General features: G+C 68.0%; 12 protein-coding genes. 9 read left to right on the top strand and 3 right to left on the bottom strand.

Translation table 11 applies throughout. The annotated features are described in order from the left end of the window. Window positions 1-65 precede the first annotated feature (65 nt). On the top strand, window positions 66-2,183 hold the full coding sequence (locus tag VEC57_11940) for a VCBS repeat-containing protein (GenBank protein ID HYB99831.1): 2,118 nt from the start codon (window positions 66-68) through the stop codon (window positions 2,181-2,183). Here the strand turns inward: VEC57_11940 and VEC57_11935 are convergent. After that, window positions 2,158-4,263 (bottom strand): VCBS repeat-containing protein, encoded by a 2,106-nt coding sequence (locus VEC57_11935; GenBank protein HYB99830.1) that lies wholly within the window; start codon window positions 4,261-4,263, stop codon window positions 2,158-2,160. The genes VEC57_11940 and VEC57_11935 overlap by 26 nt on opposite strands. An 84-nt stretch (window positions 4,264-4,347) precedes the next feature. Then, window positions 4,348-4,716 carry a hypothetical protein gene (locus VEC57_11930; GenBank protein HYB99829.1) on the bottom strand — a complete coding sequence of 123 codons (369 nt, stop codon included), beginning with the start codon at window positions 4,714-4,716 and terminating at the stop codon, window positions 4,348-4,350. A gap of 401 nt (window positions 4,717-5,117) precedes the next feature. Between VEC57_11930 and VEC57_11925 the strand changes: the two genes are divergently transcribed. Then, window positions 5,118-6,176 (top strand): LLM class flavin-dependent oxidoreductase, encoded by a 1,059-nt coding sequence (locus VEC57_11925; protein HYB99828.1) that lies wholly within the window; start codon window positions 5,118-5,120, stop codon window positions 6,174-6,176. A gap of 30 nt (window positions 6,177-6,206) precedes the next feature. Here the strand turns inward: VEC57_11925 and VEC57_11920 are convergent, their stop codons facing one another. Then, window positions 6,207-6,821, bottom strand: a complete 615-nt coding sequence (locus VEC57_11920; GenBank protein HYB99827.1) for a TetR/AcrR family transcriptional regulator — start codon at window positions 6,819-6,821, stop codon at window positions 6,207-6,209. A 131-nt stretch (window positions 6,822-6,952) separates the two neighbouring features. On the opposite strand from VEC57_11920, the gene VEC57_11915 reads away from it, so the two are divergent. From VEC57_11915 to VEC57_11885, 7 genes are all read left to right on the top strand, one after another. After that, complete coding sequence (locus VEC57_11915) at window positions 6,953-7,558, top strand: hypothetical protein (GenBank protein HYB99826.1); 606 nt, start codon at window positions 6,953-6,955, stop codon at window positions 7,556-7,558. After that, window positions 7,539-8,042 carry a tRNA (N6-threonylcarbamoyladenosine(37)-N6)-methyltransferase TrmO gene (gene tsaA / locus VEC57_11910; GenBank protein ID HYB99825.1) on the top strand — a complete coding sequence of 168 codons (504 nt, stop codon included), beginning with the start codon at window positions 7,539-7,541 and terminating at the stop codon, window positions 8,040-8,042. The genes VEC57_11915 and tsaA overlap by 20 nt, the downstream gene beginning before the upstream one ends. Window positions 8,043-8,054: 12 nt before the next feature. Further along, a complete protein-coding gene (locus VEC57_11905) occupies window positions 8,055-9,785 on the top strand; it encodes a hypothetical protein (GenBank protein HYB99824.1) in 1,731 nt (576 codons plus the stop codon). A gap of 220 nt (window positions 9,786-10,005) precedes the next feature. After that, window positions 10,006-10,653: a DUF2867 domain-containing protein gene (locus VEC57_11900; GenBank protein ID HYB99823.1), complete on the top strand. Its 648-nt coding sequence runs from the start codon at window positions 10,006-10,008 to the stop codon at window positions 10,651-10,653. A gap of 36 nt (window positions 10,654-10,689) precedes the next feature. Then, window positions 10,690-11,586: a transcriptional regulator GcvA gene (gene gcvA / locus VEC57_11895; GenBank protein HYB99822.1), complete on the top strand. Its 897-nt coding sequence runs from the start codon at window positions 10,690-10,692 to the stop codon at window positions 11,584-11,586. Window positions 11,587-11,634: 48 nt separating this feature from the next. Further along, window positions 11,635-12,663 (top strand): alcohol dehydrogenase catalytic domain-containing protein, encoded by a 1,029-nt coding sequence (locus tag VEC57_11890; GenBank protein ID HYB99821.1) that lies wholly within the window; start codon window positions 11,635-11,637, stop codon window positions 12,661-12,663. Between the two features lie 116 nt (window positions 12,664-12,779). Next, window positions 12,780-13,820 (top strand): hypothetical protein, encoded by a 1,041-nt coding sequence (locus tag VEC57_11885; GenBank protein ID HYB99820.1) that lies wholly within the window; start codon window positions 12,780-12,782, stop codon window positions 13,818-13,820. The last annotated feature ends 16 nt before the right edge of the window (window positions 13,821-13,836 follow it).

Here is a 13,836-nt window from a genome sequence, read left to right as displayed (position 1 = left end):
CCATGACCCGCACTTGCCACATCGCCGCACGGCTGACATCACCTGTCGCGCCGCACGAGTTCTCCATGAGATCCGTCCCCCTGATTCCGTCCCGCCTGTTCGCGCTCTGGGCCGCGAGCACGTTGATTGCGGCGTCCGCGCTGGATCCCGCTGCCGCCTCGGGCGCTGCCATGCGTTTCGTTCCCCGCTTCGTGGAAGCGCCTTACGGCGAGGGCGCTGGACGCAGCGGCATGCAGCACGCCGATCTGAACGGCGACGGACTGGAGGAACTCGTATTCGGAGACAACGGATATGGCGCGCCTGCCAACGAGTTCTGGTCGGTCCAGTACTACGACCGCCGCGCCCAACGCTACGACCTGCACTGGCAGAGCCCGTTCTACCCGGAGTACATCCTGAATCTCGCGGTGCTGCGTTTCGGTGACCGCGCGCCCCATATCTATCTTTCCCTCGGCAACGGAGAAATTGAAGTGCGGCCGAGCGGCGACCTCGCCTCATTCCGCCGCATCAAGGTCGGCGATGATGCGGTATGGCAGACCGCTTCCGCCGACGCGGACAACGACGGCAGCCTCGACCTGGTCGCGCTGACGGCGACCGCCACCTACCTGTACGACCCTTCGACCCTGCTTCTGCGCCGCACCATTCCCGTCGGCGGCAGCGCCTTCGGCATCGCCGATGTCGACGGCTCCCCGGGCGTCGAGATCGCCTACGACTCCGGCTACGTCGTCAGCCAGGACGGTGCCGCATTCACGCTGGACTGGGATTACACCCAAGCGTTCGGAGCATACTTCGCGGTCGGCGATCTCGACGGCAACGGGAGAGCCGAAATCGTCGCGGCCGAGCAGTGGCACAACCTGCGCGCGTTCGATGCCAAGACGCGAAGCGTGAAATGGCACCGCCGCACCGATCTGGACATCAGCGCCCTGTCCATCCACGACATGACCGGCGACGGCGTCGGCGAGGTCGTGTGGGCCGAGGCGCAGAGAACCAGGATCCACATTCTGGCCGGCGACGACGGCCGACCGTTGGATACGATCGAGTACGAGGAGCCCGGCGTCGGTGACACGGTCGTCTACGACGCCGACGGCGACGGCCGCCTCGAGTTCGTCTTCAGTGCCGGCGTGAACATCTCCTCGGGCAAGCACATTCGCGTTCTCGACCTCGCTACGCTGGCGCTGGAGTACGTGACGGTGCAGCGTGATCCCGGCTTCTTCGGCCTGGCCGTGGGCGACGTCGACGGTGACGGGCGCAAGGAGTACGTGTCGGCCAGCTTCCTGAGCGAAAGCAGCTATGGAACCGGCATCGTCAGCGTTTACGACGCCGCCAACTACCGCTTCCGCTGGCAGACCGGTCCCGATTCGATGCCGCACATGTCGACGGGCCTGCGCGACCTCGTGCTCGCGGATCTGAACAAGGACGGCGCCGAGGAAATCATCGTCTCGGGCGACGAGGGCTACGCGGGCGCGTTCTTCGTCATCGACGGCAAGAAGCGCAAGATGACCGAGTGGCACAGCTACGATGACGGCTCTTCCTTCAACGTCATCGCCGTCGGCGACGTCGATGCCGATGGCCGACTGGACCTGGTAGCGGCAGGCGACAAGGTCCACACGGGCTCGCCCGGCACCTTCGTCTACGTCATCAACCCCAGGAGCGGCAATGTGCGCTGGACCTCGCACTCGCTGACGGAATCGTGGGAGGGCGCGTACGACTTGAAGCTGGCCAATCTCGACGCCGATCCGGCGCTGGAGATCATCGCTTCCCTCGGCCACGTCTTCGTCTTCGACGGCCGCACGCACGAGGGATGGCAGACCGAGCGCAATGATTTCTGGGCAGTTGCGCCCATGCCCGTGTCCGGTGATCCCACTCGCTCGCAGCTCGTCGCCGGCAGCAATGACGGCCGGCTATGGTTGCTCAATGCAGCCACCGGCAGCCCCTCGGTGCTGGGAAAGCCCTGCACCAGCTTCGTCGCGGGCCTAGCCTACCTGCGTGCCTCCACGCTGATTTTCGGCTGCGATCGCACGCTCGGTACCTTCAACATGCGCACGCATGCCGTGACCTGGAGCAGCCAGGTCTCCGCCGGATTGGCCGCCGGCGGCAACAACATACCGGTGTGGCGCACGGGCGGACGCTGGCGTTTCGCCGCCAGCACCTTTCCCTCGGCTACGGTGATGATGCAGGCGGAGTGACCGCCGAGGCCGGCACGAGCGTCTCCTTGAGCACGGTGACGCGGTAGTAGCCGCCGACCGCAAGGCGGCGGCTGCCCCCGGCTCGCCATGATAGAATCGAGCCGTGATATCCGAGCAGCCAGTTGAGCGGCTCGCTTTCCCACTCCTCCACGCGTGCGCCGATATCGTAGGTGCCGAGCGTCTCGCGACAGCTATAGGCGATGCGGCGGCGGCTAAGCTGCGTGATGGACAGCATCGCGTGATCGCACACCTTGCCCAAGCTGGTGGCCGTTGCGGCCGACGTGTCGATCTCGAGCAGTTCTCCGCCTTCGGTTCCGCCGAAAATCCTCTTGCGGCCCGAGCCCGTATCCACCAGCCCGAATGCTCGCAGGTAGTGCGGGTGAGTGATGCTCGTGTACTGGCGCGTGTGTGTGTCCAGGATGAACAGGTTCATGATCGACACCACGATCTCGGCGGCCGGATCGGCGTCGACGTTGGCCACCGCCATGTCGTACATGCCAGTCCAGGCCACCGCCGGCCCATCGACCTGCCATTGCACGGCGCCGGTGAGCGGATCGATCGAATAGATTCGCGAACAATGGCCGCCGGCGCCGGCGGCTAGGTCGATGTCTCCGTCGCCGTCGAGATCGCCAAACGCGAGCGTGTACAGCCCGCAGCTGTCATCGTAGTGGTACGTGTTCTCCAGCGTGCGGGTCTTTCCGTCGAGCACGTGCAGCACTCCATCCCGGATGCAGTCTCCTGCAACGAAGATCTCGGCCGCGCCGTCGCCGTCGATGTCGTGGAGTGCGACGTCAAAGATTCCTTCCCACACGCACCTGCCGAAGGTCGTGGGCGTTGTCTGCCAGAGCGGGATGTTGCGCTTGGGATCATAGACGGTGACCAGGCCGTCGGCGTACTGGTTGTTGCTGGTCGCGCTGGCGGTAACAAGCTCGTCTCTGCCGTCTCCGTCGGTGTCGCCCAAGGCGATGCCGTAATAGGGCGGATCGTCGTCGACGCTCAGCCACTCCAGTGATCCCGTGGCTGCGTCATATACGTGCAGCGCAGCGGCGCTGAGATCGGTAGGCGAGCCGCCGCCGACCAGGAGCTCGAGCCTGCCGTCGCCGTCCGCGTCCAGGACGCCGACACCGTGCACCCACCACCCGACGCTGCCGATCTTACGAACCAGCGTGCCGGTGGCCCCGTCGCGCATGCTCAGCGAGTCGTCCCGGTAGACGGCATGGAAGACCTCGTCCGTGCCGTCGCCGCTGATGTCGGCGGCGTGCAGTGCCATGACGTGGTCGCCCGCCGAGCGCGCCCATCGCTGCGACTTGGTCTCCACATCGAACGCCCGCACGGTCTGATCGTCGTGCGAAAGGATCTCGATGCGGCCGTCGCCATCGATGTCGGCGCCGATGATCGAGCTGCCGAAGGGCTTGCGACGCCACTGGAACTGCCGGCCAAGCGGGGTTTCCGTGATGACCTGCCCGGTATCGTAGGCGATCTCGACCTCGGCGTCGTCGTCCATGTTGCCGATGACCATGGAGGAAGCGCCGATGGAAAGCCGGCGGCGCCGCTCCAGCGTGAACGGATCGTACAAATAGGTGGAGTCCACGGTCAGGATGACGAGGTCGGCGACGCCGTTGTTGTCGGGATCGCCTTGGAGCACCTGCTGGATCTCTTCGTCGCCGACCGTGACCGTATCGACGAGCACCGGGCGGACCCCCTCGTAGATCTCCACGGTCCCGCTAGGACGGCCGACGTAGATTCGCCATGGGGTGACCTCGAAGCGCAGAACGGCCACGTCGTTGATGAAGTCGCCGTCACCGAGGCTCTGCCAGCGCAGGTCGTAGCGTTGGCGCCGCCGATCGTACTGCTGCACCGCCCAGATCGTGTTGCGGCCCGAGTGCCGGGCGGAACCGATGACGACCTCTTCGAGGCCGTCGCCATCGAGGTCTGCATGCTCGATGCCGGTCAACCCGATACCGTTGCCGTACGTGGCCGTGGTCCATACCGGGTCGAACGTGGAGATCAGGCGCTCGCCCATGGCGATCGACGGTGAAACACAGAGACAGGCGACGAGGAGGAAAGCGGCTGGGCGCATGCCGCATCGTTCCCGGCTGCCAATGGCAAGTACAGCTCGTGGCTGGACGGAGATCGCGGTCATCCGCCTGTCTTGACTCACCTCCTACAGACGACGAGGGTCGCAGTGGAGGACATTGCCCACGCTCGGCCTTCGCGCATCCAGGCGCCGCTGGCGATCCGCGGCGGCGACGGGGAAATCTACGACCTGGGGCCGAAGCTCGATGTCACCGGCATCGACATCGTCGGGCGCATCGTGACGCGGCGGCTGCACATCCGCGACAGCTCGATCACCGGAGTGACCGGCACCAACGCCGGCTTCGCCATCGACGCGGCCGTTTACGCCTCCCTCGTTCGCACGTCGGTCACTGGAAACGCAGGAGGCGGCGTGCGCGTCAACACGCTGCCGGATACGCGACAGCCACATTTCGAACAACGACGGGCACGGCATCGACGCTGTCAGGGCCACCGTCATCGGCTCCACCATCGAGGACAACGGCGGCGGCGGCGCGCTCGTCGAGTCGCATATCCGTGTGCTGGGCGGCTCGGGCATCCACGGCAATGGCCTCTACGGCATCCGCGCCGAAGGTTTCTATGGCTAGACGCTGGCCAGCGGCCCCGAGCTTGGGGCCTATTCGGTGACCGGAAACGGCGTCTCGCCGCAGTGCGCGTCCCAGCCCGAGGCAACTGCGTCGACATCACCTCCCGAGCCATTCCGGATGCTGCGCCGCGCATCCTCGTGCAACACCAGCTATCAGTTCGGCACCGGTGATCCTGGGGAGTCTGCGCGCAGGACTGAGGCCGCAGCGACGTGGTCGACGTGCATCGGATCCCATCCTGGGCGATAGGTCCGATGCGCACGCCCGGAGGTGACCCATGCAGTTCGGCCTTCTGCAAATCTTCCAAAACCATGGAAGCGCCATCGACGACGCGGGGCTATGGCGCGAAGAGATCGCGATGGCGCTGGACGCCGAGGAGCTCGGCCTGGATTCGGTGTGGGTGGTCGAGCATCACTTCCGCGACTACGCCGCCTGCCCCGACAACCTCCAGTACCTCGCGTATCTCGCCGGCCGCACACGCCGCATCCGCCTGGCCACCGGCGCCGTCATTCTTCCGTGGAACGATCCGCTTCGCGTGGTCGAGAAGCTCTCGGTGCTCGACCACCTCAGCGACGGGCGCGCCATCTTCGGCATGGGCCGAGGGCTGGCGCGGCGCGAGTACGCCGGCTTCGGCATCGACATGGAGACCTCGCGCGAGCGCTTCGACGAGGCTGCCGATTCGATCCTCGACGCGCTCGACACCGGCTGGTTCGAATGCAACGGCCGCTACTACCAGCGCGAACGCACCGAGATCCGGCCGCGGCCACGTGCGGGATTTCGCGATCGTGTCTACGCGATCGCGATGTCGCCGGACTCGGTCGAGGCGGCGGCGCGCATCGGCGCAGGCATGGCCATCTTCTCGCAGGCGCCGTGGCCGACGGCGCGCGAAGGCATCGACCGCTATCGCGAGCTGTTCCGCACCCGGCACCCGAGCAAGAGAATTCCCCCGGTGCTGACTGCCGACATGATCGTCTGCGACGACGATGCCGGGCGCGCCGAGGAGATGGCGCGCAAGTACGTCGGCGGCTATCTGCTCACCGTGTTCGAACATTACGAGCTGATGAGCGACCACCTCAAGAAGGCGCGCGGCTACGAGATGTACGGCAACAGCGTCGAGATCCTGCGCGCGATCGGCCTGGACGTTGTGGTCGAGAACTACACGCAGGTGCAGGCGTGGGGAACGCCGGAGATGATCGTCGAGAAGCTCCGCCAGCGGCGCGAGATGATCGGCGACTTCATCTTCAATGCGTGCTTCCGTTTCGCCGGAATACCGGGCGACTACGCACACCGCGGCCTGCGGCTGTTTGCGGAGAAGGTGATTCCGGCGCTGCGATGAGCGCGCGGTGGTGACCGCCGAGCTGACGCCTCAGCGCGGCAGCATGCCACGCAGGAACAGCTGCACGCAGTGCTGGGCCCACTCCTCGTCGGACGGCGGCGGCGGCGTCAGCATCGGGAACAGGCGCGCCGTGGCATGGCCCCATAGCAACGAGACGAACGACGCCGCGGCCAGCGTCGGGTTTTGCCGAACGAGCTTGCCGGCGTCCATCTGCCGCTTCAGATAACGCTCCAGCACCACGTAGATGTTCTCGGGTCGGTATTCGGTCACGTGCCGATTCGTGTTGGCGTGCGGAGAACGAAGGATGAGGCGGTACGCCATGCGCACGCTCGGGTCGCGAAAGCCGCTGAGGAAGCGCTCCGCCATGCGATGCAGGTACTGCTCCGGATCGGCCTCCCACTCCTCCAGACCCACGTGCAGGTCGGCGAATACCGCGGCATAGCGCAGCATCGTTCGCAGGTAGAGGTCGCGCTTGGAGGGAAAGTACCAGGCCAGCAGCTGAGGCGATGCCAGGCCCGCATCGGTGGCGATGCGCTTGAGGCTGGCGCCGGCATAGCCGTCCTCGGAGAAGGCCTTGAGGGCTGCTTCCAGGATCGCTGCTTCGCGGACGTCGCGCGGGACGCGCTTGCGAGCCGATTCGCTCACGGAAGCCTTCCTTAGAGGATTTCGGCGCCCGAGGCGACTGGCCAGACCAGGATGCGGCGGCTGAGCTCCCGATCCCACCGACGAGACCGCTCGTGTTGACTTGCGCGAGGTCCGCCTCATAGCCTGCGCGAGTGCAGCGAACCGGCGCGCTTCTGTTCGTGGCGGCTCTGCTCGGCGGCTATGTCGTCGCCGCGCGTTTTCTCGATGCGCGGCAACGCGCGCCGCTCGAGCCGGCAGCCACCGGCTCGGGGCGTCAGGAGCCGCACCGCGACCAGGACGAAGGCCGCGGCGCGGGTGCCGCCGCGGAGCCGGCCGCGGTGGAGCGGCAGCCCCGCCAGGCGCCCTCGCAACGCCTGCCGCAGCCGCAGCGAGCGGTCGATCACGAAAAGGACGAGCGTCGCCGCGACAAGGAGCGCATCGAGCGCCAGGCCGAGCGCCTGGAGCGGCGCGAAACGCTGACGCGCCAGCAGGTGCGCGATCTGGTCGTGGCTCAGCTTGCCGAGCAGCTGCCCGATCGTCAGCTCGAGGACGCCCAGCTCGAGCGGCTCACCGATGCGGCGATGACGCTGCGTGCGGCCCAGCGCGTGCTGCGGCACCTGCGTCCCGACGGTGCCGGCGAGGAGATCCGAGAGCGATACCGCCAGGAGCGCATCGACGCGCTGACCGAGATCTTCTCGGTGACCGGGATGTCCACGAGCGACCTCGGCAAGGTCACCGATGCTGCCAACGATCGCTGAGCTGCGCATCGTCGGCCTGGCGCGCACGCCCTGGACGCGGCGCGAGGACGCGCCTCATCAGCCCTCGGCCGTGCCCGACAGCTTCGGCACGCTGGAGATCGAGCAGGAGTACCGTGAGGCACTGGCGGATCTCGGCAGCTTCGAGCGCATCTGGATCCTCTTCCTGTTCGATCGCAGCCGCGGCTGGAGCGCCACTGTCAAGCCGCCGCGCGGTGGGCCCAGACGCGGTGTGTTCGCGACGCGCGCGCCCAACCGTCCCTCGCAGATCGGGCTGAGCAACGTCGCCGTGCGCGAGGTGCGGCAGACCGAAGGCCTCGTGCACGTGCACGGCATCGACCTGCTCGATGGCACGCCCATTCTCGACATCAAGCCCTACCTCGCCGGCATCGACGCCCATCCGCATGCCGGCAACGGCTGGCTGCAGCCGTACCTGGACGCCGGCATCGAGCCGCGCCTGAAGAAGCCCTACCGTCCTCCGCGCTGAGCGGCACGGCACATGTCGATGCCTTTGCCGTTTCGGCCATCCTCGCGACTGCTGCAGGCCGTCACCTATCTTTGCGGATCGTCGCTGGCGCTGGCAGTGCCGCTGGCGTTCTGGCGCTGGAGCGCGGGCTACGACTGGCACTACTTCGATTCGCTGTCGTGGGTGGTGCGCTCGGCCGTGCTGCATTACCGGACGCTCCCGCTGCACGACCCGTGGGTCTGCGGCGGCGTCGACCTGGCCGCCAATCCGCAGTCGCGTCTGCTCTCGCCGCTCATGCTGCTGGACCTGGCGCTGACGCCGCACAACGCCAACCTCCTTACTCTGTGGCTGTTCGCCGCCGGCGGCTGGGCCTCGATGACGCTGCTGCTGCGGCACCTGGGCCGAAGCCGTCCGCTTTCGCTGCTGGGCGGCTGGCTCTTCATCGCCAGCACGTGGTTCTCGCTCCACTGGAGCGAAGGCCACATCCGTTTTGCCGCCATCGCGCTGCTTCCGCTGGTGTGCCTGACGCTGCTGCGGCTGAGCGAGCGCCGCATGCAGCTGGCGCTGGCCACGCTGCTCTCGTTCTTCATGCTGGAGGGCGCGATCTACGCCTTCGTCTACTCGCTGTATCTGGCTCTGGCGCTGACGCTGGCCGGCATGGTGCCGTGGCGTCAGGCGCTGGCGGCGGCGTGGCGCGCGCCGCTGTTCTCGCTGGCGCTGCTCGTGGCGGCGGCCGCGCTGATCGCTTCCAAGGCCTATCCCATCGAAGCGATGCACGACACGAGCGCGCGCAAGGTCGAGAGCGTCGCGCTTTTCTGGGAGCTGCCGCGCATCCTTTTCTGGCCGCGCCAGAGCCGCCATCACGGAATCGGCCTGGAGTACCGCTTTCACGAGTACGGCATGTACCTCGGAGTCGTCGCCGCGGCATGCGTTGCCTGGGGGTTGCGGCAGCGCGAACTGCGACGGTCGATGCTGGGATGGCTGCTCGTGGCCGTGCTGTTCTTCTGGGCCGCTACGAACTGGCTGACGCCGCTGAGCCCCTGGAGTCTGCTGCAGAACCTCCCGCTGCTGCGCAACGCGCACGTTCCCAGCCGCCTGTTCGTGCTCTTCCACATCGCGTGGATCGTCGTGCTGACGGCATCGCTCGAGCGGCTGCGGCCGGCGCGCGCGGCGTTCCTGGCGGTTGCCGTGTTCCTGGCGGCGGAAACGCTGACGGTCTCGACGCTGACGTGGCTTGCCGCCTATTCGTGGGGAAGCCCGACGATTCGCGCCGATGCGACTGCGCCGTTGATCACGGTCGAGGACTGGCATCACACCATCGAGATGGCCGAGAAGCCGGCGCACTACGGCAAAGGCCTCGGCTCGCGGTACTGCTACGAGCCGGTGCAGAGCCAGCGCGCGATCCGGTTCAAGGAGCAGCCGGTCTACGTCGGCGAGCTGGAGCTGCGCTCGGGACGCGGCAAAGCCACGCTGGAGACGGTCACGCCTGGACGCGTCACGCTGCACTACGAGGGCGCGTCGCCGGCGATCGCGGAGGTCAACCTCAACGCGCTCGGCGGCTGGGTCGTCGAGAGCGGAGCCGCCACGGTGCTGCAGGGCCGCAAGCGGCTGGCCGTCCAGTTTCGCCGCAGCGGCCCCGTCACCGTCCGCTACCGCCCCTTCTATCTGCCCGCCATGGTGGCCAGCTGGTCCCTGGGCACGCTTCTCCTGCTAGCGCTATGGCTGCGCGAGCTCACCGCCCCGCGCCCCGGTCGGCCCCTTTGACGCATCCACGACCGTAGCGGACAACAGGAGCAAGGAACGGAGCGCGGGCAACGCAGCCGATGGCCCGTCCCGCGCGCTCCGCCCGCGTCTGGGGCAGTGACGGAGCAAACAAGAGGAACGGAGCGCGCGCAACGGGTCAGCGGCAAGGCGCGCGACGAGGAACGAGCGCAGGCGGGCTGGAGGCCCGCCGGAGCGAGGGACAAGGAGCGCAACGCAGTCGATGGCCCGTTCCGCGCGCTCCGCCCGCGTCTGGGGCAGTGACGGAGCAAACAAGGTTCGCATGCAGGCCGATCCGTCCGAATACCGCCAGCTCGATCTGAAGGTCCACTCCTTCCTCTCCGACGTCGAGCTGCACGACGTGTGGCTGGCCGAGCTGCACGGCGGCGGTGCCGGCCGCACCATCCTGGACGCCCGCACGTGCTTTACCGCGCAGACCGCGACCACCGCCAATTTCGCGGTGCGCCTGCTGTTCTTCATTCGGCGCAGCATCGGCTGGATGCTGTGGTGGGACCGCGAGAACGAGACGTGGGCCGGCGAATACTACAGCCACAGGCTCAGCGACGAGGAGCGCGCAGCCTCGCTGATCCCGCCGGGCACCGACGACAGCATCTTCAAGATCGTCTATGTGCTGCCCTATGAAGCGCTGAGCGAGATCCGCAATGCCACCGTGCACGCGTTCTCGTGCCTGGCGCTGCGCCCGACGATGAGCGGCTACCGTCTGTACTGGGCGATCTACGTCAAGCCGATCAGCCCCTGGACGAGCGTCTACATGCGCACCATCGACCCGTTCCGCCGCGCGGTCGTGTATCCCGCGGTCATCGATCGCATCCAGCTCGAATGGCAGACGCGCTTCGGCGACAACGCCTGAGCACGACGAAGGGTAGCGCAGTTGAAGAAGCCGGTGATGCCGCGCCTCGGGGCGCTGGAAGCGTTCGAAGCCGCCGGGCGCCTGGGAAGCTTCCAGGCGGCGGCGTCGGCGCTGCACGTAACGCCCTCGGCGATCAGCCGCCAGATCCAGGCCCTCGAAGATGACCTGGGCGTGCCGCTCTTCCACCGCCTGCATCGCGGCGTGCGCCTGACCGACGAAGGAGCGGTCTATCTTCGCGAGGTGCAGACGGCGCTCTCGCGTATCGTGCGGGCCACCGAGCGCCTGGTGGGCGAGGAGCCCGAGGGACGGCTGCGGCTGAGCGTGCTGCCGAGCTTTGCGGGCAACTGGCTGCTGCCGCGCCTGCACCGGTTCGAAAGCGAGCATCCGCGCATCGCGATCGAGATGCGCGCAACCACCGACTACGCCGACTTCGAGCGCGACGACGTCGATGCCGCCATCCGCTTCGGTGCCGGGCCGTGGGCGGGCCTGCACAGCGAGCCGCTGCTCGAGCTGCGCTTCTTTCCCGTGTGCGCGCCCGAGATCGCCGCTGCGCTGCACGAGCCGCGCGATCTTGCATCGCAGCGCCTGCTGCACGAACTGCACGTGCCCGACGCCTGGAGCCAGTGGCTGGCCGAAGCCGGCGTGCCCGATCTGCGGCCGCGGCAGGAGCGCGCCTTCGACAACGCGCAGCTGGTGCTGGACGCGGCGGCCGCGGCCCAGGGCGTGGCGCTGTCGACGCACGTGCTCGTCCATCGCCAGCTCGCCGAAGGTCGCCTGGTCAAGCCGTTCCCGCACGAAGCGCTGAGCGATGCCACCTACCATTTCGTCTGCCGCCGCTCCGACCTGGAGCGCCCTGCCGTGCGCGCGCTGGCTCGCTGGCTTCGCGACGCCATGGCCGAGCCGCTCGATTGCACGGCGCGCAACCCGGCTTGAGAAAGAGTCGTTTTACGCGCCGCCGCCCGCTCGCCTACGCTGCCGCGCATGCAAGCACTCCTCTGTACGAGTCCCGGAAACGTGGAATGGCGCGAGGTGCCCGCGCCTCGCATCGAAGATGACGCGCAGGCGCTGGTGCGGCCGCTGGCGGTCGCACGCTGCGACGTCGACCTGCCCTTCGCCATGGGCCTGGTGCAGCCGGGCCGTCCCTTCGCGCTCGGGCACGAATGCATCGCCGAAGTGGTCGAGGTGGGCGACGCGGTCGCTTCGGTACGGCCGGGCGATCGCGTGGCGGTGCCGTTCCAGATCAGCTGCGGCGCCTGCGGCCCATGCCGGCGCGGCCTGACCGCGTGCTGCCAATCGGTGCCGTTCCGCTCTTCGTACGGGATGCCGCTGACCGAGAAGGACTGGGGCGGCGCGCTGGCGGACCTGCTCCTGGTGCCCTTCGCCGATGCGATGCTGCTTCCCGCACCCGCGGGTGTGGCGCCCACCATTGCCTGCGGCGCCGGCGACAACATCGCCGACGGCTGGCGAACGGTGGCGCCGTATCTGGCCGAGCGTCCTGGCGCCAGCGTGCTCGTGGTCGGGACCGGTCATGGCGCCGTCGGCCTGTATGCCGTCGACATCGCGCTGGCGCTCGGTGCCGGCCGCGTCGACTACCTGGCTCCGGACGGCCCGGCGCTGGCGATCGCCGAACGGCTCGGCGCCGGCGCGATCCGTGCGCCGTACGAAGGTCGTCACGGCCCCTACGAGATCACGTCCAACGCCACAATCGACGTCGATGCGCTCAAGCTGGCGCTGGCATCGACAGCGCCCGGCGGCATCTGCACGAACCAGGGCCCTTTTCCCGCGGGCGACGTGGCGCTGCCGGTGACGGCTATGTACTCGCGCGGCGTCACGTTCGAGAACAGCCGCGTCCAGTCGCGCGCGGCGCTGCCGGCGGTGCTCGACCTGCTCGAGCGCGGCTGCCTGCGCATTCCCGACATCACCACGCGCGTGGTCGGTTGGGCCGAGGCGGCGCAGGCATGGCTCGAGCCGTCGGTGAAGCTGGTTGTTCGCCGCGACGGCGTCGACTGAGGCGCTCGACGGTGGGTCGGCTGCGCGACCCGCGGCCACTGCGAAACCCCCATTGCTGGGTCCGCGCCAGCCGTGCTAGCCGCTAGAGCATGCTGCCATCCACGATGCTCCGTTCGATGCTGGCCGCGGCCTGGCTGACCGCGCTCGTGCCGCCCGGTGCGGCGCGCGCCGCCAACGGCGACTGCGGCCAGCCCGTCACCAACTTCACCAAGCCGGTCGCCTCCGACGCCCTCGGCGTCCTGCGCGCGGCGGTGGGCAGCCTCGAGTGCCTGAGCTGCGTCTGTGACGTCGACAGCAGCGGCGGCACCAATGCCTCCGACGCCCTGCGCACGCTGCGCTTCGCCGTCGGCACGGTGGACGAGCTGGACTGCCTGGCATGCCTCGTCACCGAGACCATCGGTCCCGGCGGCGGCCTGCTCGAATCGGCCGATCACAAGGTCTTCCTCAACATTCCTCCCGGCGCGCTGGCGGCGCCGCAGGAGCTGACCATCGAGGAGGTCGCGCTGTCGGAGGTGCCCGAGTCGGTGCGCGAGGTTGCCGAAAGCGCGTACGCGCTGGGACCGGACAGCCTGATCTTCAACTCGCCGGTCGAGCTCGACGTGGTCGTGCGAGGGAATCCGGTCGTCAGTCCGACGCAGGCCACGGCGCTGCTGCCTCTGCTCGTCGGCGTCGACGGCAACGAAACCGAGCTGCTGCCGGTCCAGCAGCTCTTCGTCGAGATCGATCAGGAGCGGATGACTGCCGGCGCGACGCTCTCGCATTTCTCGCAGCTGGCGATCGTGCGCACGGGCGTTGCCGTCTCGCTCGCCGACGTGCCCGAGGCGGCCGAGGTCGGTGACCCCGACGTGTCGGTGGACGTCGAGGTGTTCGACGGCGACGGTGGCCAGACGGTCTCGGTGGATTCGGCCACCTACACCGACAACGACTTTGGCGCCTGGGCGCCATCCGAGGGCGGCATCGTCGCCGAGCCGCTCGTCGAGACGATGGCAGACCGCTTCCAGAAGTCGTTCGACTACGGATGCGCCAGCCAGGCGCTGGTCGTGTACCGCCCGCAGGTGCACACGGTGCTGGACGTGCTCGCCGACGTCGGCGAGTCGCCGCAGAACGTTCCGCATCTGACGGTGTTCGAAAAGACGATTCTCTGCGAGAACCCGTAGCCGGCGCGCGACATTC

The organism is Candidatus Limnocylindrales bacterium, from assembly GCA_035626395.1.
Taxonomy (GTDB): Bacteria; Desulfobacterota; Binatia; order UBA1149; family CAITLU01; genus DASPNH01.
This window is presented reverse-complemented; position numbering and strand designations above follow the sequence as displayed.

Bases quoted from the DNA above. Each gene is read 5' to 3' on its own strand.
- VEC57_11940 (HYB99831.1), top strand. From the start codon at position 66: ATGAGATCCGTCCCCCTGATTCCGTCCCGCCTGTTCGCGCTCTGGGCC.
- VEC57_11935 (HYB99830.1), bottom strand. From the start codon at position 4,263: ATGCGCCCAGCCGCTTTCCTCCTCGTCGCCTGTCTCTGTGTTTCACCG.
- VEC57_11930 (HYB99829.1), bottom strand. From the start codon at position 4,716: ATGACGGTGGCCCTGACAGCGTCGATGCCGTGCCCGTCGTTGTTCGAA.
- VEC57_11925 (HYB99828.1), top strand. From the start codon at position 5,118: ATGCAGTTCGGCCTTCTGCAAATCTTCCAAAACCATGGAAGCGCCATC.
- tsaA (HYB99825.1), top strand. From the start codon at position 7,539: ATGCTGCCAACGATCGCTGAGCTGCGCATCGTCGGCCTGGCGCGCACG.
- VEC57_11905 (HYB99824.1), top strand. From the start codon at position 8,055: ATGTCGATGCCTTTGCCGTTTCGGCCATCCTCGCGACTGCTGCAGGCC.
- VEC57_11900 (HYB99823.1), top strand. From the start codon at position 10,006: ATGGCCCGTTCCGCGCGCTCCGCCCGCGTCTGGGGCAGTGACGGAGCA.
- gcvA (HYB99822.1), top strand. From the start codon at position 10,690: ATGCCGCGCCTCGGGGCGCTGGAAGCGTTCGAAGCCGCCGGGCGCCTG.
- VEC57_11890 (HYB99821.1), top strand. From the start codon at position 11,635: ATGCAAGCACTCCTCTGTACGAGTCCCGGAAACGTGGAATGGCGCGAG.
- VEC57_11885 (HYB99820.1), top strand. From the start codon at position 12,780: ATGCTGGCCGCGGCCTGGCTGACCGCGCTCGTGCCGCCCGGTGCGGCG.